Origin of the sequence: Colwellia sp. BRX10-1, assembly GCF_014077545.1 — a bacterium.
GTDB lineage: Bacteria > Pseudomonadota > Gammaproteobacteria > Enterobacterales > Alteromonadaceae > Colwellia_A.
Genome location: NZ_JACGWC010000001.1, coordinates 178,382 through 202,182, shown reverse-complemented (window position 1 = coordinate 202,182; position 23,801 = coordinate 178,382). Strand labels below are relative to the sequence as shown.

Below are 23,801 nucleotides of genomic sequence, written 5' to 3'. Positions count from 1 at the left end.
CTTAGTGACCGACATTAATTAATTCAACTGTGCCATCTTCACGTACCTCAGTCATTGTGCCTTTTGGCTCTACCATAAAGAGTAATGTAATAAAGCCTACCACAGCGGTAGCGGCAATCACCATAAAGAAAGTCGAGTAATCAACCATAGTTAATACGGTTAAGTAAACCACCGCACCCACGTTACCGTAAGCGCCTGTCATACCGGCAATTTGTCCCGTTAAACGACGTTTAATTAAGGGGACTGCTGCAAATACAGCTCCTTCACCCGCTTGCACGAAAAAAGAACAAGCCATAGCTGTTACTACTGCTAGGGCTAATGGCCATTCTCCGGTGATTTCCGACATGGCAAAATAACCCGCAGCTAAACCTGCTGTTAAAATTAATAAGGTTTTCTTTCGGCCAAACTTGTCTGATAACCAACCACCACCAGGACGAGACATTAAATTCATAAATGCATAAGTAGAGGCTAACATCGCTGCGTACACCATGCTTAATTCGAATGTTTCAGCGAAGAATAATGGTAACATCGAAACAACGGCCAACTCAGAACCGAAAGTTGCAAAATAAAGCACATTTAACACAGCCACTTGCTTGAATTCGTAACGATGAATTTCTTCGACCGGTTTTGAAAATAAGTGACCGTTTACTTTAATGGTTTGTTTTAATTCAATGGCAAACAAAACCACTAAGCTAATGTAGGCAATGACGGCACTTTGTTCTGTTAATAAACTGACACCGGCAGGTGATAATTTCCAGGTGAGTAAAGCTAAAGCGCCATACATAGGAATTTTCATAATGAGTAATAAGAAGAAGTCGCCCGTTGAGGTCACTTCCATTGCACCTGTTTGTTTAGGCTTGAAATACGTTGAACCCTTAGGTGTATCCGTTACGTTTTGATACCAGACAACACTGAAAACCAAGCTTAATACACCGGTAAAAGCAACGGCGTATCTCCAGCCATCTTCACCACCAAAGGCTAACGCTAGTGTAGGTAGTGACATGGCAGCAGCGGCTGAACCAAAGTTACCCCAACCCCCATAAATGCCTTCAGCCGTCCCTAATTCGTTAGCGGGGAACCATTCAGAAACCATACGGATTCCAATAACAAAACCCGCACCAATAAAACCTATTAAGAAGCGCGAAAGTGCCGCTTGTTCAAACGTATCTGCAAGCGCAAACATAAAACAAGGGATACTACACACACCAAGCAAAACCGCGAATGTTAAGCGCGGACCGTATTTATCGGTAAGCATACCAATGACAACACGCGCTGGAATGGTTAACGCTACGTTTAATAACATTAATGTTTTTATTTCAGCTTTTGTTAGCCCTAATGAATCAGCAATAACTGACACCAAGGGAGCAAAGTTAAACCAAACAGCAAACGTAATGAAAAACGCTATCCAACTCATATGTAATGCTTTCATCTTACCTTTGAATGAAAATATATTGAGACCTTCTTGACCGCTCATGTACCACTCCTAAAATTGAGTCAATTAAATAAGCAGGTTTATTTAATACTCATCATTGATTGAGTTACGTAGAGCAAAGGTAGTGCCATCATTATTACTTTATCTATCATATTGTTTTAAAAGACTTTATTGTTATTTTTATTGTGTTGATAATTTTTGGTGCACAAGACAATGACGAATACGCACAAATAGAGTGCAAAAAAAGAGTCAGTAAACAATGCATCATTAATGAGCACTTATATTTAGCAGACACCTTTAAAAAGGAGTCAATAAAACCATTGTTGTTGAGAGAGATTAGTTAGATGAGCGCTTTATGGTTGAGTCAACAATGGTGTTGATTTGAGCTTAGGTCACCAGAAAAATGGTGACGGAACTGTCCGCTTGATTAAGTCTCAGGTGATGTTATTTAAGATATAGTGGCTTGCTGTCTAAAAGTACAAAAGCCAGTTATTAGCGTATGAATTAAGAGGGTGAAAAATTGGCTGTGCTAAAACAGAACGCCGCTTAAATCTCCTTAATGACTTATCTGGAAAATTCACAACTAGGGGTTTTCCCCCGTATAAAGTAGGGGCTGTTCCTGATGGTCTTATTTGCCAAAATCTTGTCAAATAATAGCGTAAATAAAATACACTTTTAAAGACGGGTAGATATAAAGTATGAAGACAATAATAAAGAACATGGCATTAACCATGTCAATCGCAGGTATCAGTCTTAGTGCAACCGCAGCTGCAGTCATTGGCTCTCAATTAGAGCAACAATTACAAAGTATGACAGTAACAGACAGCGCTATGGTTGTCGTTTCCTATGATCAACTTGATGCATTAACAACTACCCAGTTGCAAAGCTTATTAAACCTTGGTTTAACTCAAGGTGTACAGTTTAAATCATTACCTATCGTAGGTGTGATGGCAAACGCTAATCAGATTAATCACTTAGCGGCAATGCCAGGTGTTCGTTCGATATTCGCTAACCGTTCATTAGAATATTATAATGCTGAAGCACGTCAGATAACAGGTGTAGAAAAACTACAATCTAGCGCATTCGACAGCAACAATGGCATGAAATACACGGGTAAGGGCGTTACCGTTATTGTTAATGATTCAGGCATTGATGCAACATTAGATGATTTAGAATATGGCGTTAAAGTGATTGAAAATGTGCAAGGCGTTACCCATGCTCAAGCGCTTTCTTTAACCGGTTTTGACGGTATGTGGCTAGAAGGTCAACGTAACACTGACTTAAATGTTGGTCATGGTACACATTGTGCCGGTACTGTCGGCGGTTGGGGGACTCACTCTGGCGGCAAATACCAAGGTGCAGCACCTGGCGCTGATATTATTGGTTATGGCTCTGGCGCGGGTCTTTCTATTTTAGATGCGCTGGGCGGCTATGATTATGCTATTACCCACGTTTGGGATTTTAACTCTCCCATTCGAGTGATGAGTAACTCTTGGGGCTCTAGTGGTAAATATGACTCTGCAGGTCCAATATCTTTAGCGTCTTATAAAGCGCATAGAATGGGCATTATGTCGGTATTTGCTGCCGGTAATAGTGGTTCAGGCGAAGACACGCATAATCCATATGCTCAAATTCCATGGGGTATCTCTGTTGGTGCAAGTACCAAGCAAGGCGATTTAATCGATTTTTCATCGCGTGGTAAACGTGGTGAGAACGGTGATTTTAGGATGCCAGACGGTTCAGCTTGGACCTATATCAATGAAGTGACTATTGTTGCCCCAGGTGTTGATATTATTTCGACACGTGCTAAAACCAATATCGCTTCTAATGGCGGTGCCGATGATATTGGTGTGATTGAAAACGAATACTTACCATTTTACACAAGAATTTCAGGCACTTCGATGGCCGCGCCTCATGTTGCCGGTATTATTGCCTTGATGTGGGAAGCTAATCCCAATTTAACCAATCTACAAATAAAAACTATTCTTCAAGAAACAGCTACTAATATGCCAGGTTACCAATCTTGGGAAGTTGGCGCGGGTCATGTCAATGCATATGCAGCAGTTGCTGGAGCCCTAGGTTATAACGAACAAAACAGTGTAACGGTGAACAATCTCAATACCTTTAATGCCAATGCGATTATTATTGATGATGAAGCACCTGAGCCATTTAGCGTTTTATTTACCCCAGTAGGTGAACCTGAAGTCCATCTGTTTAACGTTCAAGATGATGCCGCATGGATAAGTGCTTCCTCTGAAACATTGGCCAATCTGGTTAAACTTAAATTGGAAGCTCCAGACGGTACCGTCTATTTTGGTAACTTAACAACGCCTGTGCTAAGTAGCACCATGCGAGTTTCTGCACCAGCACAAACCGGAGAATGGAAATTATCTGCCTTTGGCATCACTTCTTTATCAGGTGTACAAGCTGATCCAACAGGTACCACTAATGGTCCTGGTATTCCTGAATATATCGAAGGTGATATTTCAATTTTAACCTCAGGTGGCTACGAAGGCCTAAGCGACATTGCCGGACATCGTGCAGAAAAAGCAATTGAATTTGCGGTCAGTGAGCGTTTAGTTGATAGTAAAAACGATCAATCTTATCGTCCTGATGCTAAGTTAAGACGTAAAGAGCTGGCGCAATATTTAGTCATGGGTATGTCAATTAGGCAGCACCGTGGCTTCTTAAATGATAATAAAACCGTCTTTACAGATGTTAACGCAAAACACGCCCCCTTTGTTGATGCCGTCACAGAAACTGGCTCAGCGCTTAAAGATCGAGTACAAAACCAAGCACCTGTGATGATCTCTAATGGTGATAGTTTTCAACCACACGCTAAGGTGAATAAACAAGAGTTAGCTTATTCACTGGTACAGGCACTCGGATTAGAAAGACAAGTTAAAGACTTTAGTGGTGATATAACCGTCGAATATAACGGTGAACGTATTGCTGTTAAGGACTCAAGCGATATTAATGAAGCGCTAAAAGGTTATGTGCAGGCTGCAATAGATATGTCATTAATCGGGGTTCGTTTCGCTATTGAACAAGGACCTTATGACCTATCGCCAACCGTTGTTGCTTACTTTGAACCAGCCAGCGTTGTTAAGCGTGGAGACTATGCCATTATCATTAGTCGATTATATGATGGATACTTACGTAAATAACTGTTAACACTTAACATTTATATAATTAACATTGATAACAAAATCAACCTGACTAGGCTTGGTTTTGTTATTAGTAAAAGCACCATAGAACTTGCTAATTGACGTAGATCAACGTAGGTTCTAGCTAGAACAGTGTAAAAATAATTTGATGACATTGTCAGGTTACTACCCAGAGGACAAAATATGTTGCATATAAAAAAGCTACTTACTTTAGTACTAACATCAACAGCTATGTTGGTCAGTACAATCTCATTCGCTTCTGAATCGGTGTCAGTCAACGTACAAGGTAATAAGGTCGAGGCTGTTATTCATTTACCGGGCAACATTTCTGCCGATATGACTCTACAATTTGAAAATGCGGTTGGTTTAACGAAAGAGAGTTTAGGACTAACGGCAGAAATTATTGACGTTACCTCATTAGATTTTATTGACCGTTTACCCGATGGTTTAAATATCACTCCCTCTGCAGCATTTCCAATGATGATCACCATTGAGCCTTTGGCGAACAGTGGCTTTTCATTTTCAGGCTTAGCTTCGGTTGATTTACACACGCATAATTTAGAATATACCGCAGGTACACCGCTGCGATTCTTTAAAGCGCCACTTAATGGTGAGTTTAAAGATATCACCATGACTATGGGGGCAGGTAGCTATAGAACACGTGGTTCAACAGGGCGTTTCTCACAATTTATTATTGTTGCCGACTTACGGGCTCCGTTAGTTGTTGTCAACCAAAAGTTTAACGATTTACAAACTGCACTCAATGATTTTTCACCCAAAATAAATGCAGCGGTTTATTCTATGTTACTGCAAGATGTAAATGAAATTAATCAACTTATTTTGTCGAACAATTACCATATGGCGAGTAGTAAGCTCAATGACTTTAATCGCCGTATTAATGATAATAAAGGCATAAATATTCCTGATGTTTGGCGTTCAAGTCGAGATATTCATAATGTTGCTGGCGAGCTTATGGCTTATGCCAACACCTTACGATTCAGCTTGCGATTAATCAAATAGTATCGACAAAATAGTGTTCAATTAAGGGTGATCTTATGCCAGCTAAAATTACGATTTGTTATCCGGACCAACCAGCGATAGAAAGTTTTCTTTATGAAGATAATGGTTACCGTTTAGGACGTTCTCACGAATGTGAGTTGTTGCTTGATCACCCAACCGTTTCTCGTCAGCATGCTAAAGTTGCCCATTTAAACGAAATTTGGCAACTTGATGATGAGCGCAGCCGTAATGGCACTAAAGTTAATGGTATAGCAATTACCCATTCCACTTTAAAAGATGACGCGATTATTTCTATTGGCGAACTCGATTGCCTTTTTGAAACTAAGTCGTCAAAACAAGTTGATGCAATAATTACCCACAATGCATGGCGCTTATCGAGTAGCCAAACACCTACTTCAATACCGTTGACCGAGCATTTAAAACAAAATCTCTCTGAACAATTGCAAAATATTATTATGTTAACGGGCACTCAACGCGGTATCGTCTTACTTGGCGATACGTTAGCTTCACTTAATGTCAGTATTGCCCATGGTATGCAGCGAAATGATTTTAAACTATCAGATTTTGAAGGCAGTGTTGGCGCGATAACACGTTGTTTTGAAAGCGGACAAAACGTAGTTGCCATGGATGTTTCATGCCATGAACTGTTAAGTGCTCGTAAAAGCATCGAACTGAAACAAATTGCTGCTTTAGCCTGCATTCCACTGTTTTATGAGCATAAAGTGGTGGGAATTGTTTATACCGACAGCAAAATGTCTGATAAAGTGCTAACCGAGTTGGATATAGAAATTTTAAGCAGTATGAGCCAACAACTCGAAGCAACCGTTCAGGCGATGTTGCTGCAACAATCTATTGATTCATTGCAACTAATTCTTAATGAGAACTCGATATGGACATCTAGCGATAAAGACTGTAGTTTGCTTAATTTGTGCCACTAATACTATATCATTAGTAAAAAGGCTGTATGAGCGATTTAAAATCACCCAAGTTAACACATAGCGATGATGATCAGCTAAATGCGACTCAAATAATACCCTTGTCTAAGCCGCTTGCTGCTGGAGAGTGTCTTGTTGGTCGTTTTGAAATTGAAAGTCTGCAAGGACAAGGCCGTTATGGTTTTGTTTACCGCGCCTATGATAAGCAGCTCGATACCCTTATCGCCATCAAAGTCCTCAATAAATCGCTGAGTCAAGATAAGCAAACCATTGCTGATTTTAAAAAAGAATTATTATTGGTTCGTCAATTAAGTCACCCCAATATTATCCGCGTTCATGAATACTACCAAGATGAAGATGTTCACTTCTTAACCATGGATTGGATTTCGGGTAGCAGCCTAGAAGAAGCTATCGCATCGAAATCACTCACAACGGAACAAACTTTTCAAATTATTGAGCAATTATTAGATGGCTTAGCCTTTGCTGAAAAAGCGGGCGTTACTCATAAAGATATTAAGCCTGAAAATATCATGTTAGATGAGTCAGGTCGGCTCTTTATTGCCGATTTTGGCTTGTCTGCTTTTAATAAAGAAAGTAACGCTGACCGTGTTTCAGGGACACCTTATTATGCGCCACCTGAGTATTTACAAACCGGTAAAATAAACTTAACCACTGATTTGTATGCCGCAGGTGTAGTGATCTTTCAATTATGTTGTCACGGTTTACCATTTAGTGGCCATTCGATTGATGAAATTTTACAGACTAAGTTGTTAGATAAACCTAAATTTAAGGCTGTTAAAGAAGAGTTTAACTTTCTAAAGTCATGGTCATTGGCACTCATTTCTCCGCATCCCGCATCCCGACCCACTAATATTAGCCAAGCGCAGAATCAATATATTAGTTTATTAGCAGAAAAAGATAATAAACCTATCAGCAAAAAACGGTTAATAGTGACGGTTATGTCGATGATGGTATTTTTTACCATCGCAGTGGTTTTGTTTCTGAGTCGTCAAACACCCATTAAAGCCAATGCAGTCGATCATTACGCGGTGGCGATATTGCCTTTGCAGACACAAGAGGGCGAATTTGATCAAACTTTTGCTAACTATTTGAATTACCAATTAACCGATATTAAGAATTTACGGGTGATTGAACAATCGAGATTAAGCCAGCTATTAGCGCAACTGGGTATTACGCCTCCCATTGATGACGCTAATATGGAGTTGATCTCAGACTTACTGCAGATTGACGTGCTCATTAGCCCACAAACATTTATTGCCGGTTCTGAGGCTAAAGATATTCAGTTTCAGTTGGTTTCTGTCGATGGTTTTAACATTCAACGCGAAACCTTAATAAAAGCCCCTTATAACGAGAAAGATTGGCAAGAAGTGACTCGACATTTTGTCGATAAATTTAGGCAGCGTTTAGACATAGAAGTGAATGCCGAAAAAACCATTGAGATTGAAGAAAACCCTTTGGTTGATTTATTTCCTATTAAAACACTTATTTTAAAGGGTGACTTTGAGCAGGCGCAGCAAGCGTTAAGCCAAATATTAGCGAGAGAACCTGCTTCTGCGCAAGCTTGGCTGCAACAAGGTGAATTAAACCTGACGATAGGTTTATTCATGGAAGCCGAACAGGCTTATAGCCAAGCGATAGCATTTAGCGCCACTAATTCTTATACTGCGAAACTAGCGAGTGCACGCTTAAATGATTTAGCGGGTAAAATCGAACAAGCTCAAGCCGATTATTTAAGCTTAGTGAATGCCTTTCCTTACAACACTGAACTTAAGATGATGCTATCAGAGTTCTATTTTTTAATTGAACAACATAAAAAAATGGAAGTCTTATTACAAGAAGTGGTAAAAATTGATCCAAACCATCCTAGTGCATGGTTTATGTTAGGAAGAGTGGCATTTTTACAAGGTGATTTTGAAAAAGCGTTAAATGAATATTTTGTTAAGGCACTAGTCACCGCTAAAAAACTAAAAAACCGTGTTCAAGAAGGTGAGGCGCTAAATGCCTTTGGTGTTGTTTATGAACAGTTAGGAGAAACAGAGCTTGCCTTTGATTATTATCAACAATCGTTAAAAATTAGAAGACAACTAACTAACTTAGCCGATGCAGCGACCACTATGACTAACTTAGCCGCTATGCATTTAGCGGTTGGCGAATACCAGCAGACTGAACAATACCTAACAGAAAGTTTAGCTATCTATCAGAAGTTAGACGATCAAGAGGGTCTTTCGAATACTTATAATGAGTTAGGAAAATTGGCTGAAGAGCAAGCTTCGTATCAAACGGCCTTGGAAAATTATCGCCATGCGTTAAATATTCGAGTTGAACTCAATAACTTAATGCTCCAAGCAGAGAGTATGAATAATATTGGCTTCACTTATTTTATGCTGCTTGACCCAGAACATGCCTTGGTTTATTGGCGTCAATCAGAGCAGTTATATCAGCAAGTACAGTTTCCTATTGGCATTATCCATGTACGACAAAACTTAGGGCAGATGGAACTCGCTAAGGGAAACTGGCGCAATGCCTATCACCTTTTTAACAACACTTTAACCGATGCTGAAAAACTCAATATTACCGAAGAGTCGATCGTTTCGCGTAGTTACCTAACAAAACTCGCTTTTTTACAAGGTAATTTTTATGCGAGCATTGAAGAGTTAACGTTAACTTATCAAGCGGCGGTTAAAGCTAATGACGTACGAGCTATGGCTGAATTTGGTCTATGGTTAGCCGATTGGTCATTGCAGCTTGGCGACCAAGAGCAAGCTGCTAAGCACTTAGCCAATATAAACGATATAGTTTCGCGTCATGGCAATAAAGAACATATGAGTAAATTTCAGTTCTTAAAAAGTCAGACGGTAGGGAATTTATCTACAGCTGTTATGGAAAATAAAAATAATAGGGTTTTAGATCATGCCCATCAATCTATTTATATTCGCCAATTAATTTATCAGGCAAAACAGTCTTTACATCAAGGTAACAAAGATATCAGTGCTTATTTGACACCACTGGCTAACGTTGATTTTAGCTTGCAACAATATCAGTATATTGAATATTTAGAGCTTTTAGCCGTACAGCAATATTTTTCAGGAGCTTGGCTTGATTTAAAAGCCACACTAAGGTCAGCCGATATTTTATTAAGAAAAATGGGCGATTATTGGCGCAGCTTTCAATTTGATCGTCTGCGTGCCCAATTGGCGATTGTCAATCAACAAGACCCAACAAAATATTATAAAAAAGTGACTAAAAAGCTGATGCATCTTAAGGCTAATTTACCTCCAGAATTTTCTGGTAAATTCATAGAAACTCAAGATTATTTTGAATTAAATGATTCATTAATGGAGTTATCACGCCATGACCAATAATGCCAATATTGCTAAAATGGTTGACCAACTTAATGAAAAGCAAAAACAAATATCACAACAGCTTTATTCGGGTAATGAGCAAATGCGTGGTTTGGCAAAACGCGTTTGGCGAGTACAAGAAGATGAACGCAAGCATATCGCTCGAGAATTACATGACGGAGTAGGACAACTGCTTACGGCTTTGATAAATCAGCTGCAGCAAGTTAAAAAAGGAGACGCGAGTATAGCGCTTGATGAGAGTATAGATCTTGCACGTCAAGCCTTATCAGACACTCGCGTGATTTCTCGCTTAATGCGCCCAAGAATTTTAGATGATCTTGGGCTTATTCCAGCCCTTGATTGGTTAGTGCGTATTATGGCGGAACCCGAAAAAGCGACAATTGAATTTCATCATCAAGTTGACAGTATTTTAGATAGTGATACTCAAACCCTAGCGTTTCGAGTAATACAAGAAGCGCTGACCAACGCGATTAAGCATGCACAAGCACAAAATATTATTCTCAATTTAATTGCAACTGATAATCTTTTAATGATTAAAATAAAAGATGACGGTATTGGAATGAAAGCTGATCAAGAATCTAGTCCTGAGGGCTTTGGCTTAGGCGCAATGCGCGATAGAATAAGTGCCTTCGGTGGTCAATTAACAATAAATTCGCAGCCAGGACAAGGCTGTGAAATAAAAATATTGGTAACGGGGAGGAATGGCCGATGATCCGTGTTCTTATTGCAGATGATCATACTATCTTACGTCATGGACTGGTCAGTTTATTAAGTAAAGATAATGATATTCAAGTGGTTGCTGAAGCAGCAGATGGACTTGAAGCTGTGAGTAAAGCGCTGGAATTAAAACCCACCGTTATCGTTATCGATATTAGCATGCCAGGATTGAACGGTATGGAAGCGGTTAAACGCTTAAATGGCCAACTGCCAGACACAAAAGTGTTAGTGCTAACTATGCATGAAGAACAAGAGTATGTCATTCATATGGTTAGAGCGGGTGCTTCTGGTTACTTATTAAAAGACAGTGCGAGTGACGAACTCATCGATGCGGTAAAAGCATTAGCTGCGGGGAAAACCTATTACAGCCAATACGCGGCAAGTGTGTTGGCATCACAATACAATAAGCCGGCAGAAAATTGGCAAGATCCCTACAAAAACCTGACTAATCGTGAGCGTGAAGTCTTTCATTTAATCATTGAAGGTAAAACTACCAAAGAAATTGCTCGTTCATTAGATATAAGTGTTAAAACAGCAGAAAACCATCGCGGTAAAGTGCTAGATAAATTGAGCGTTGCCAACGCTGCTGAATTGGTCCGTTATGCGGCCAAAAACAACCTACTGCTATAAACAAGGTATATTAACCTCTTCCTTGTAGGGGTTTTACCTGATTATTTTAAACCTTAATGTTTGGCATGCTCGATGTATCAAAACATATAAGGTTTATTCCAATGCTAAAAACACAATTAAAAAATAAAATATTAATCGCTGGCCTTATCGGTGCAGGCTTAACTTTTATGTCGCTAAATATTGCTGCTAAATCTATCGGACCTGAACTGAAAGGTTTGATGGCGACTGCTGAAGTACATGAGGTTTTTAACGTCATCGTTACTTTCGAAGGTAAAGGAGCTATTAATGCACAACAGCTAAACGTTATTGAATCAACGGGTGTTATTGGTGGCGTAAGCTTTAAGCAGTTTCCTATTGTCGGTATAACGGCAACAAAGGCGCAAATAGAAGCTATTTATAAATCAAATAAAGTACGCTCTGTTTACTACAACGCGCCATTATCATTAGAAAATGATAGAGCAACACAAATTACCGGTGTTGACCGCTTACGTGATGACAGCTCTTTACGTAGTAACGGTATGCCATATTCTGGACGTGGTATCGGGGTTGTGGTTAATGACTCGGGTGTCGATGGCACGCACAGCGACATTAAGTTTCCTAACCACGTTGTTCAAAACGTATTGGCACAAACTAACCTACATTCGTTATCAGATATTTTACCCATAACTTACCAAGAAGATACCGCGAACAGTGATATTGCTGGTGGTCATGGTTCTCATGTTGCGGGTATTATTGGCGGCAACGGTGCGATGTCGAGTGGTAAATATCAAGGTGTTGCTCCTGGCGCAAAAATTGTTGGTTATGGCTCAGGTGCTGGTTTATTTATTTTAGACACTATCGGTGGTTTTGATTACGCTAAGACGCATCAATATGCTTATAATATTCGCGTTATTTCAAACTCCTTTGGTAGTACAAGTGATACAGGTACTGACTTTAACCCTGATCATCCAACCAATGTTGTCACTAAAACATTATCAGATGCGGGTATTATTGTCGTTTTCTCTGCGGGTAACTCAGGAAGCGGCGAAGCGACAATCACCGGTAACTTCAAAAAAGCACCTTGGGTCATTACCGTAGCAGCGGGTGATAAAGACGGTAAATTAGCTGACTTTAGTTCACGTGGTGTTAAAGGTAAGAGTGGCGAAGTTACGGTTGATGGCGAGCTTTTTCAGTGGGAAGACCGTCCTACTGTAACTGCGCCGGGTGTTGATATTATTTCAACCCGCGCTTCATTATCTAGCTTAAGTGCCTTGAGCATTGCCGATGATAGCGACGTGATGGACGCAAATCACGTACCTTATTATACTTCTATGAGTGGTACATCAATGTCAGCGCCACATGTTGCTGGTATCGTTGCCTTAATGTTAGAAGCTAACCCTGACTTAACGTGGCGTGAAGTGAAGTCAATACTACAAAAAACAGCAACCAATATGCCTGGCCGAGAAACATGGGAAGCTGGCGCCGGTTATGTCAATGCCTACGCGGCAGTACAATCAATTGTCGATGAAGATTTATCTTTTGGCAAAACAACTAAAATCAACCGTGATTTTAATGCTAAAGCGTTAACCTCAGTACAGTCAGAAGATGATATGTCTGTGCCGTTTAGTCCTGTTGGTGATAATGAAGGTGTTGTTTTGACCGTCAATGCCGAAGCTTCTATGGTGATGGTTCGAGCAAATGTTGATGATAATACGGTAGCACTTACCTTGACTAGTCCTTCGGGCAAACGTTACGGGTCAAGTATTGCTTTACCTGTTTTAGGTCAAAACATTGCAGTGACAGCACCAGCGGAAGCGGGTAAATGGATACTTAAAGCAGGCGGTATTGGTAGTCTTTCTGGTGTTGCGCTTGACCCTGCTGGATTAACCAATGGTTATGCGGTACCTGGTGATATTGACGTAACGGTTAAGATTATAAAAACTGATGGTTATCTTGGTCTTGATGATTTGACTAACCACCCTGCTAAAGCGTTTATTGAATTCGCAGTTAGTGAAGAATTAGTCGATGCAAATGCGTTAGGTTTCGAACCAGATAATTACCTTACCCGTGAAGACCTAGCTGATTTTTTAAGCTTAGGTGCCGGTATTCGTCAATCAAATTTGGCAGCAACAAGCACATTTGCTGATGTCACAGAAAATACTACTTACACTGCTGCTATTAACGCGGCTGGTGAAAAGGGTGCCGCTTTACGAAATGGTGCACAAGATCAACATGCAGTAATGTTGACTAATGGTGATAATTTTAATCCACAAGGCTTAGTTAATCGCAATGAGTTAGCTTATTCTTTTGTACAGTCATTGGCTTTACAATCGACTGCAGAAAGCTTTACTGGTGATATTACTGCTATTTATGGCGAGCAACGTATAGCGATAGCAGACCAAACTGATATTCCACAAGCAATGAAAGGTTACGTACAATTAGCCTTAGACTTAGGAATATTAGGCGCAAGCTTTGACGTTCAACAGGGTGCTTATGATTTAGTCCCTACTATAACGGCGACCTTTAACGGTAAAACACCAGTTAGCCGCGCTGATTACGCAGTAGCCGCGACACGTTTTTTTAATAACTACCTATAGACTGAGTATCAAGGCAAATAAAGCCTATCGGGTAGCATCAGATAGGCTTTAATTACCCACTATTATTACAATATATACCAGTATCAGATTAGCTTTTTATTAGCGCAAAACATTGATGAATTATCTTTTTTAGCATTACTCATTAATATTATTTTTTGAGAATAAATAGGAATATCAAATGAAAACTAAATTTATAACAGCCAGTGTCACAAGTTTTATCTTCGCGTGTAGTTGTTTAGTTAATGTCGCATCGGCATCACTAATTACTATCGATTTTGAAAGCTTCCCTGAAAGTGATTTTAGTCAAGGTAGCGAAAACGGTTTTAATATTAGTGCTAATGGGCCAGATACTAAGATTGTAGACCCAGGGTTTAATAGCGGTAATACCGCTTTTTCTGATGGTGGCTCAACATTACTACCATCAAATTGGTTTTTCTCAACTAACGGCTTATTTACTTTTGAAAAGCTTGATATTGGTTCATTCTATAATCAGGGGGACTATGTCATTGTGACGGGGTGGCTAGGTAACGTACTTCAAGCAGAGGACAACTATAAAACGACTACCTCACAATGGAATGGTCAGTTATCAACTAAAGAAGCGATTAATTTGAAGGGTATTATGGTCGATAAAATTAGCATCTCGATGTTAAGTACCAGTAATCTTTATGGTGTTATGGATAATGTCGTAATGAATAAAGTACCAGAGCCGACCAGTTTAGCTATTTTTGCCTTAGGTATAATGGGATTAGCAGTACGACGCCTTAAGCAATAAGCGTAATGATTGTTTAGGTTGTTAACGTTTTATAAAAAACACTGATGGTAATCATCAGTGTTTTTTTATGATGTGAATTTGGGTATTAAGCCTTTAAGCTTGTTAATAGCCGAACAAGGTTATAAGTAAAGCTAATAAAATAGCTCGAATTATTCTCTGTTTTATTAAAATAATTATATTTTAATAAAACAATTCTTACTTTTCTAAGGGATCGCCCGCTGGCCAGTCAATAAACTGGCGAGTATCTGCGCACTTGACATCCCTTTAGCCTAACCTTATATTTAAAACACTTTGCCTTGAAACAATCAAGGTTGCCTAAAGAGTCTCAAGTGCAATATTTGGGCAGGCGAAGTCTCCAATATCGATTTAAAATAAACGTATAGTAAAGTGTATTACTTGCAACTTCCGGTAGTGTTATTGAATACCTTTTGCTTGAATTGCTCAACAAGGAACTATGTTAAATGGTGTCTGAACAGGATCAAAATACTACTGCGTTAGATCAATTCGAAGTAAATTCACATGATATAGAGATGTATCTCGATGTGGTTTTTAATAATCACGACGATCCTATATTCGTAAAGGATAATGAATGTCGATTGTTACTCGTTAATGATGCTTTTTGCCAGGTTTTTAACTTAACTAGAAACGAAATCATCGGAAAAACACTCGCTGAAACAGTACCTCCAAGCGAGCGTGATCATTTTTTAGCAATTGATAGGTTAGTACTGGATAAAGGGGAAGCGATTTTAAGTGAAGAAACCCTGACGATTAATGGCTCAGAAACTAGAGTTATATTAACTAGAAAGAATCGCTTCATAGATGGTAAAGGTGACTATTTTATCGTCGGTGTCATTAATGATATTACCAAACGAAAACTAGCCGAAGAAGAATTAAAACTCGCTGCCAGTGTTTTTACTCATGCCGGTGAAGGCATCATGATAACCGACGCCAAAGGGATCATTATTAATGTCAATAATACCTTTGTCACTTCAACTGGTTATAGCGCTGTTGAGGCGATTGGACAGAAGCCGAATTTTTTACAATCAGGAATACACCCTGCCGAGTTTTATAGCGAGATTTTGCAAGTGCTGCAGAGTAAAGGGGCGTGGTCTGGTGAAATATGGAACAGTCGTAAAAACGGTGAAATTCATGCTGAAATGCTTAATATTAGTTCAGTTAAAGATGTTGATGGTCAAATAAGTAACTATGTTGGCTTATTTACTGACATCACTCCAATGAAAGAACATCAAAGTCAGTTAGAGCATATTGCCCATTATGACGTACTGACTAACTTACCGAATCGGGTGCTACTGGCTGACCGATTATCTCAATCTATGTTGCAGTGTAGCCGCAATATGCAAACACTCGCCGTGGTCTTTTTAGATTTAGATGGCTTTAAACTTGTTAATGATGAGCATGGTCATGATGTGGGTGATGAACTGCTGGTTGAAATTTCCATACGAATGAAAACGGCACTTCGCGAAGGTGATACTTTAGCCCGTATCGGTGGTGATGAATTTGTTGCGGTATTAACTAATTTAACAAAGGTTGAAGACTGTGAGCCGATATTAGATCGCTTGTTATTAGCCGCATCTGAGCCAGTGACCGTTAGTAACATCGTGTTAAATGTATCAACCAGTATCGGTGTAACACTTTATCCACAAGACAGCGTTGATGCTGACCAACTTATGCGCCATGCTGACCAAGCCATGTATGTGGCGAAAGAATCAGGTAAAAATCGTTATCATTTATTTGATACTGCGCAAGATGATGCAGTTAAAATACAACAGGAAAGCCTTGAGGCCATTCGCAGTGCACTCGATAACCAGCAATTTGTGCTTTATTATCAGCCTAAGGTTAATATGAAAACAGGCAAAGTGATTGGCGTTGAAGCCCTTATCCGCTGGCAACACCCTTGCAGAGGGTTATTAAATCCCTTCGACTTTTTACCTATTATTGAAAATAATCCGATGAGTATCGAATTGGGCGAATGGGTTATTGATACCGCACTAACACAAATAAGCCAATGGCAAAAAATGGGCCTCGACCTTCCGGTTAGCATTAGCGTAAATATTGCCGCGGTTCAATTACAGCAGCCTGACTTTACTCAGCGATTAACAACTTTACTAGCAGCGCACCCTAATGTTAAACCTTGCTATTTAGAACTAGAAGTATTGGAAACCAGTGCCTTAGATGATGTCAATCATGTTTCAACAACTATGTTGGAGTGTATTGCATTAGGCGTAAGCTTTGCCTTAGATGATTTTGGCACGGGGTATTCCTCCTTAACTTACTTGAGACGGTTACCCGCAAACTTAATTAAGATAGATCAAAGTTTTGTTCGAGATATGCTGATCGATACCGATGATTTTGCCATTGTTGAAGGTGTTATCGCCTTGGCTAAATCATTCAAACGTGAAGTTATTGCTGAAGGTGTTGAAACGATTGAACATGGTAAGGCGCTGTTGCAACTAGGCTGTAATTTGGCACAAGGTTATGGCATAGCCAAACCTATGCCAGCGCATGATGTGCCAGTATGGGTCAATAATTGGCGACCAGATGCGAGTTGGCAACTGTAAGTACTAAATATGTACGATCAAAGACAAACGTAAACAAAATAAGTGAAAAAAATGAAGATTAACGAAATAGCAGAGAAGAACTATCTTTGGGTAGAAAAAATGGGTTGGCATAATAAAACAACGCTAGAAGCATTAGCCCTTGTTGCATCAGAAGTCGGTGAGGCTATTAATGAATGTCGGCACGAAAAACCTAGTGATGCCTTTGGCGAAGAGCTTGCCGATATTATCCTAAGAGTGCTAGATATTTCCCATTGGCAAGGAATTGATATTGAAAACGAAATTTTAAAAAAAATGAGCAAAAATGAAATCAGAGGAACTAGAGGAAGGCTTAAATAAATTAAAGACTAATACTTTTTCTAGTTACTTTCGCTGCAAGTAAACGCTGACATTTAATTTATTATAACGTGCAGTAGCAACCAAGTTGTTGCTGTTAATTTAACCTACAAAGAACATCCTCTTTTTACAAATTAAAAAATCACTACATCTTTTAACCATTCTTGCAAAACTCCCAGCAGATATTCATTTCGCTTGTGTCTTCCGCTTAGTTTAAGTCCTATTTTATTTTTTAAGCTAAAAATATTAACTAAAATATAGCAAATATTGTCGCCATTATATGCGCCGTTAAACAACTAAACGATATCAATTTTTTTATCAGACTGATTAAAAAATTGATATTGAGTATTTCTATTAATGGCGCAGAATCTAGCAAATTTAGTTAGTGTTCATCAATAAAACTTTTTTGTTGATCACTAGTGACTAAATTTTTTAATGTATTTTAAATCGAATAAAAATCAGACAACCACTTATAAGAGCAATCATGAGTAACTTAATGGCAGGTAATGAAGTCATTTTTAGCGACGATAAATTATCAGTTTATAATTTTGGCGATAATTTTTTATCAGAAAAATCGAATATAGATAAACGCTTTTTTGAAGGCGGTACTCGTTATAGAGACGCTGTACAAATAATCGTGGCAACGGGAGAGTATTGGATATTTGACTATGGTGTAGTGGTTTTTTGGGCGGTAGCCGCAGGTGAACGTCAAGTATTAATCAACCGACTTAAGAGTGATAACACCCCTTACATTGAAAATATTGAAGAACATTTACGCTTTACTTTTTCTAATGAACTGATCATTAAAAAAGATACCATAGTACTACCTGATAACGATCCGTTGACACGTCTGGCGATAAGCCATGCGTTAGCGCAATCTAACAAGTTGATGGAATTTGAACTTCAAGCGCAAAATAAAATAATGGATTATTCTCATATTCCTGAAGAATTGGCTAAATTAGGTAAAATATCAATTAGCCAAAAAGAAATCGCTAAAATTAGAGGTACGCTACTGAGTACTAAAAGCGATATTATTTTACATTATGGATTACTTGATACCCCAGATTTTATTTGGGAATACCCTGAATATGAAGCGACTTACGAACGTATGGCGCGTTATATGGATATTCATCAACGCGTGGAATTATTATCTAAAAAGCTCTCGACCATTCATGAACTATTTGAAATGTTAGCGGCTGAACAAAAGCATCAACATTCATCATTTTTAGAATGGATTATTATCGTGTTAATTGGTATTGAGATTGTTTTGTTTCTTGTTCAAGAGTTGAAAAGTTTGGCGAGTTAACTCGCCAATTTTTATTGTTAATATTTACTTTTTTAATGTGGGTTTTAAGTTAGTCAGCAGGTAAGTTATTGAGTGAAAATAACTGACCTGCTTTGTTATACAAGCTTATGCTTAGCGGTCCAAATATGTGCCAACTCTAACGCTATTGTTGCAGCGGCTAATGCAGTAACTTCACTGTGATCATAAGAAGGAGCGACTTCCACTACGTCCATGCCAATCAGATTAATACCCACTAAACCTCTCAATATCTTCAACACTTTATCTGTGGTTAAACCACCACATACTGGCGTACCTGTACCAGGAGCAAAGGCGGGATCTAAACAATCAATATCAAAGGTTAAGTAAGTTGGTGTATCGCCAACTCTAGCTTTAATTAATGCGGTGATCTCACTGACACTCATATCATTAGCTTGCATGGCATTAATGACAGAAAAACCATGGTCTTGCTCTTTGTAATTGGTGCGAATACCGACCTGAATAGATTTATCTTTATCTATGAGATTTTCTTTAGGCGCATGATAAAACATAGTGCCATGGTCATAACAGCTACCATTGCAATAAGTATCAGTATGCGCATCGAAATGTATCAGTGCCATAGTGCCAAATTTTTTCGCATAAGCACGCAGTATCGGCAACGTAACAAAATGATCGCCGCCTAGCGATAAAATGGTTTTGTCTGCATCAAGTAACTGACCTACAGCCGTTTCAACTTGCGTACAAAAATGTGCAGAGTCTCCAGGAGAAAAAACCAAGTCGCCAGCATCAATAATTTTACAGTGTTTTAATAAGCTAAAAGGCCAAGGAAATCGCTTACCTTCCCAAGCCAAATTAATTGAAGCTTGCCTAATCGCAGTGGGGCCCATTCGAGCGCCTGAGCGCCCGGTGGTAGCCATGTCATAGGGTAAGCCTAAAACAACAATATCAGCAGCCGACTCAATGGGATTTTGCACTAAAGGCTGACGTAAGAACGTCATTGCATTTGAGTAAATTGACTCATCAACTTGATTGAAAATATTTTTCATTGTGCTTAATCTCTACAAATCTTCAAGGTAGGTGTAGCCTTGTAAGCCATCAACTAACTCTTTAAAAATTTCTTCACCTTCGCTTTTTGATAATCTAGCATCGATAAGCTCGGCATAGGTTTTTTTAAATAATTCGGCATCTAAATGTACATAATTCAGCATATCTTCTACCGTATCGCCTTCATTAATTTCAGTGATTTCTGCTTCACCGTCGTCATTGATGAATACTACCGCACTGTGAGTATCACCGAATAAATTATGCATATCACCCAAAATTTCTTGATAAGCACCCACTAAGAAAAAGCCAAGTAAATAAGGCTCATCTTCTGTCCATGCTGGCACCGGTAATGTGCTTTCAATACCCTGTCCGTCAACATAATGGTCAATAGTGCCATCGGAATCACAAGTGATATCTAATAATACCGCTCGTTTTTCATGTGATTTTTCTAAGTTACTTAAAGGTAAAACAGGAAAAACCTGATCAATTCCCCATGCATCGGGTAATGATTGAAATAAAGAAAAATTAACAAAAAATTTATCAGCAAGTTTCTCTGTTAAATCATCCATTATTGGGCGATGAAAACGATTTTTACCATCCATTAATTGATTTAATTCATAACAAACACGTAAATTAATTTGTTCAGCCCAAGCGCGTTGGGTTAAATTTAATAATCCCATCGAAAACTGGTTGTGTACTTCAGCTAAATCACTTTGGGTGTCATGATAAATTTCAATTAAGGCGCGATCATCATTACGATCATTTAGTTGCGCTAACGAACGCCACATATTACTTAATAAAATAGATTCATCAGGCGTAGGCGCTATGATATTTTCAGGTTCGTAAGACTCAGTGCCAATAACATTAGAAATAAGTACCGCATGATGTGCGGTTAATGCTCTGCCTGATTCCGAAATAATCATTGGCATAGGTTGATGATAACTTTTACAAATATCACCAATAGTATGGACGATGTTATTAGCGTACTCAGCAACACTGTAGTTCATTGAGTTATGGGATTGGCTTCGTGTACCATCATAGTCAATGGCCAAACCGCCACCAACATCCATGCATAAAATACCTGCGCCTAGGTTGCGCAGCTCGCAATAAAAACGCGCCGCCTCACTAACACCTAATCTTACATCTCTTATATTGGCTATTTGTGAGCCTAAGTGAAAATGGACAAGTTTTAAGGCGTCAAGCATGTTTTCTGCTTTAAGGACTTTTACAACGTTAAGTACTTGCGAAGCTGACAAACCAAACTTTGACTTTTCACCACCACTGGCTTGCCATTTCCCTTTGCCTTGAGAGGCTAAACGAACACGGATCCCTAAGCGAGGTTCAACATTGAGTTTCTTTGCTTCGGTTAAAATCATTTCTAATTCAGACATTTTTTCTAAAACGATATGAACTTTATGACCTAACTTTTCGCCAATTAACGCTAAACGCACATATTCTCGGTCTTTATAGCCGTTACAAACAATAACCGATGAAACTTTTTGAGCCATAGCTAAAACAGCTAATAATTCTGCTTTACTGCCTGCTTCGAGGCCAAGTTGAGTGGACTCTTTATTATTTTGGCTCGCCAAAATTTCATCAACAACTTCACGCTGTTGATTGACTTTAATAGGATAAACTAATAAATATTTTTCCTGGTAATCATAGTCTTCTATCGCCTTATTAAAAGCTTCACATAGACTGTGAATGCGATGATGAATTATTTGCGGGAAACGCACTAATGCAGGCAGTGTTAAGCCTTTATCTTCAATCATTTTAGCGATATTGATTAAATCTACTGTGTGATCCTGACGCTCAAATTTTGGCGCGACATATACATTTCCAGCATCATTAATACCGAAATAGCCCTGACTCCAGTGACGTACGTTATAGTGTGCGCGAGCGTGAGCAAGATTATCTTTGTTCATTGATTTTCCTTTACTTATTCTACTTAATAATAGAATGGCAATTCTTCATGGGTAATTAGGGCGAATTAGAATTTAACAGCCGCTTAATGTCCAACAAAAAAAATAATGATAGGTAACAATTATTATTGATGAGTGCTGGTGATAATTCAACTTGAGACCTGAATTAGTGCACTAATTGATAGGGGGAATTTAATTTGCGGGGCTAGTGCACTGATTTTGATATTCAATATTAGTGCGTTGACCCCGCAGATTATTAGCAGGTAAATATATTTAATTACTTATAAAAATGACCAACTAATCTTTTTTATGTTGGGTAATACTGTATAAATCATGGCGTCTATCACGCATGGTATGTACAGCGCCATGACTATGTAACTGTTTCAATAAATCTAGATTTACGTCTACAATAACAGTCATTTCTGAGTTAGGTGTTGCCTCTGCTTTGATGCCCGTTGTTGGAAAAGCAAAATCAGACGGCGTAAATACCGCAGATTGGGCATATTGAATATCCATATTATTTACTTTTGGCAAATTACCTACCGCACCAGCTATAGCAACATAACATTCATTTTCAATCGCTCTTGCCATTGCACAGTGACGCACACGTGTGTAGCCATTCTGGGTGTCTGTTAAGAACGGCACAAACAAGATATTCATCCCTTGGTCGGCAAGTATTCTAGAGTACTCTGGAAATTCAACATCATAACAAATCATGATACCAATTTTGCCACAGTCAGTATCAAACACCTTGAGGTTTTTACCACCCACCATAGACCAACTACGCACTTCTGCTGGCGTTAAATGAATTTTATCATAACGTTCCCATGAACCATCACGACGACACAAAAAGCCTGAGTTATAAAGATTGCCATCAACAAAAAACGGCATGCTACCGGTAATAATATTAATATTGTAACTTATCGCAAACTCGATAAATTTATCACGAATTTGTTCGGTATATTCCGATAGTCTGCGAATACTCTCTGTTAAACGTAAATGGTTAAATTCTGCCATCAAAGGTGCATTGAACAATTCAGGAAACAGCACAAAATCACTTTTATAATCGGATACGGCATCGACATAAAATTCCATTTGTTCAAATAAATCATCAATACTTTTCATTGAACGCATTTGCCATTGCACTAAACCTAAACGAACCTCTGAGCGCGGCGCATTGATAAGTTTTACCGATTTAGTATAAAAGATATTTGGCCATTCAAGTAACGTGGCATACTCCATTGATTCCCTATCGCCCGATAAGTAACCGGTTAGTAACTTGCGGACATAAAAATCATTGGCGAGTTGAAAGCTTAATACCGGATCATATAATTCTTTGATTTTTACTTTTTCAATATACTGTTTAGCGCTCATTTTATCTGAATGTTGCGCATAGTTTGGCATACGACCACCGGCTACAATAGCGCGTAAATTCAAGTTTTCACAAAGTTCTTTACGAGCATCATACAAGCGTCTAGCCAATCGTAAACCGCGATAATCAGGGTGAATAAAGACCTCTATTCCATATAAAGAGTCGCCTTTAGGATCATGATTATCAAAGGTCATATTGCTAGTGATTTCAGAATAAGTATGTTCATCACCAAAATCAGCATATTCAATTATTAATGAGAAGGCACAACCGACAACAATGCCATCAACAACTACACAGATTTGCCCATCTGGAAATTTAGTTAATAAGGCTTTAACCGTGGGTTCATTCCACGTTGCTAATTCTTTATTAAGGTAAACTGATTCACTCGCCTTGCGAAGCTCTGTCATATCTTGCAACGTTAAATGACGGACGGTAACGCTATTTGCTTCCATTTAAATTCCTAATTAATTTTGGTATTAATCATACTTTTCTCTCATCGTAGAGTGCAAAAAGACGATTATTGTGATTTGTATACCAAAAAATCAACTTATACAAGCATATTAAAAAAAATCAGAACAAAGATACAAACCAAAAGACCTAAGCAGACACTCACTTAAAATATACCTAAGCAAAGCAT

General features: G+C 38.7%; 15 protein-coding genes. 11 read left to right on the top strand and 4 right to left on the bottom strand.

The features are described 5' to 3' along the window. Position 1 precedes the first annotated feature (1 nt). Positions 2–1,474, bottom strand: coding sequence for a NarK family nitrate/nitrite MFS transporter (locus H4J75_RS00895; RefSeq protein ID WP_182213418.1), 1,473 nt, complete (start codon positions 1,472–1,474; stop codon positions 2–4). 656 nt (positions 1,475–2,130) lie between these two features. Between H4J75_RS00895 and H4J75_RS00890 the strand changes: the two genes are divergently transcribed. The 11 genes from H4J75_RS00890 to H4J75_RS00840 all read left to right on the top strand — a co-directional run bounded on the left by H4J75_RS00890 (position 2,131) and on the right by H4J75_RS00840 (position 18,850). Further along, the gene (locus tag H4J75_RS00890) at positions 2,131–4,599 is read left to right on the top strand and encodes a S8 family serine peptidase (RefSeq protein WP_182221100.1); all 2,469 of its coding nucleotides are present in this window, start codon (positions 2,131–2,133) and stop codon (positions 4,597–4,599) included. 183 nt (positions 4,600–4,782) lie between these two features. Next, positions 4,783–5,619: a DUF6689 family protein gene (locus tag H4J75_RS00885; RefSeq protein WP_182213421.1), complete on the top strand. Its 837-nt coding sequence runs from the start codon at positions 4,783–4,785 to the stop codon at positions 5,617–5,619. 35 nt (positions 5,620–5,654) lie between these two features. Continuing rightward, a complete protein-coding gene (locus H4J75_RS00880; protein ID WP_182221099.1) occupies positions 5,655–6,557 on the top strand; it encodes an FHA domain-containing protein in 903 nt (300 codons plus the stop codon). 26 nt (positions 6,558–6,583) lie between these two features. Then, positions 6,584–9,937, top strand: coding sequence for a serine/threonine-protein kinase (locus H4J75_RS00875; protein WP_182221098.1), 3,354 nt, complete (start codon positions 6,584–6,586; stop codon positions 9,935–9,937). Continuing rightward, positions 9,927–10,649: a sensor histidine kinase gene (locus H4J75_RS00870; protein ID WP_182221097.1), complete on the top strand. Its 723-nt coding sequence runs from the start codon at positions 9,927–9,929 to the stop codon at positions 10,647–10,649. Before H4J75_RS00875 ends, H4J75_RS00870 begins: the two co-directional genes overlap by 11 nt. Beyond that, positions 10,646–11,284, top strand: a complete 639-nt coding sequence (locus tag H4J75_RS00865) for a response regulator transcription factor (RefSeq protein WP_182213428.1) — start codon at positions 10,646–10,648, stop codon at positions 11,282–11,284. Before H4J75_RS00870 ends, H4J75_RS00865 begins: the two co-directional genes overlap by 4 nt. A 101-nt stretch (positions 11,285–11,385) precedes the next feature. Beyond that, positions 11,386–13,860, top strand: coding sequence for a S8 family serine peptidase (locus tag H4J75_RS00860; protein ID WP_182221096.1), 2,475 nt, complete (start codon positions 11,386–11,388; stop codon positions 13,858–13,860). 178 nt (positions 13,861–14,038) lie between these two features. Continuing rightward, positions 14,039–14,632, top strand: coding sequence for a PEP-CTERM sorting domain-containing protein (locus H4J75_RS00855; RefSeq protein ID WP_182221095.1), 594 nt, complete (start codon positions 14,039–14,041; stop codon positions 14,630–14,632). 461 nt (positions 14,633–15,093) lie between these two features. Beyond that, positions 15,094–17,211, top strand: coding sequence for a bifunctional diguanylate cyclase/phosphodiesterase (locus H4J75_RS00850; protein WP_182221094.1), 2,118 nt, complete (start codon positions 15,094–15,096; stop codon positions 17,209–17,211). 51 nt (positions 17,212–17,262) lie between these two features. After that, complete coding sequence (locus tag H4J75_RS00845; protein ID WP_070374689.1) at positions 17,263–17,547, top strand: MazG nucleotide pyrophosphohydrolase domain-containing protein; 285 nt, start codon at positions 17,263–17,265, stop codon at positions 17,545–17,547. 481 nt (positions 17,548–18,028) lie between these two features. Beyond that, positions 18,029–18,850 (top strand): RMD1 family protein, encoded by an 822-nt coding sequence (locus H4J75_RS00840; RefSeq protein WP_259366312.1) that lies wholly within the window; start codon positions 18,029–18,031, stop codon positions 18,848–18,850. Between the two features lie 95 nt (positions 18,851–18,945). Here the strand turns inward: H4J75_RS00840 and speB are convergent, their stop codons facing one another. From speB to H4J75_RS00825, 3 genes are all read right to left on the bottom strand, one after another. Then, positions 18,946–19,872 carry an agmatinase gene (speB, locus tag H4J75_RS00835; RefSeq protein WP_182221093.1) on the bottom strand — a complete coding sequence of 309 codons (927 nt, stop codon included), beginning with the start codon at positions 19,870–19,872 and terminating at the stop codon, positions 18,946–18,948. 12 nt (positions 19,873–19,884) lie between these two features. After that, complete coding sequence (speA, locus tag H4J75_RS00830; protein ID WP_182213454.1) at positions 19,885–21,795, bottom strand: biosynthetic arginine decarboxylase; 1,911 nt, start codon at positions 21,793–21,795, stop codon at positions 19,885–19,887. A gap of 294 nt (positions 21,796–22,089) precedes the next feature. After that, complete coding sequence (locus tag H4J75_RS00825; protein ID WP_182213456.1) at positions 22,090–23,616, bottom strand: carbon-nitrogen hydrolase family protein; 1,527 nt, start codon at positions 23,614–23,616, stop codon at positions 22,090–22,092. Positions 23,617–23,801 lie beyond the last annotated feature (185 nt).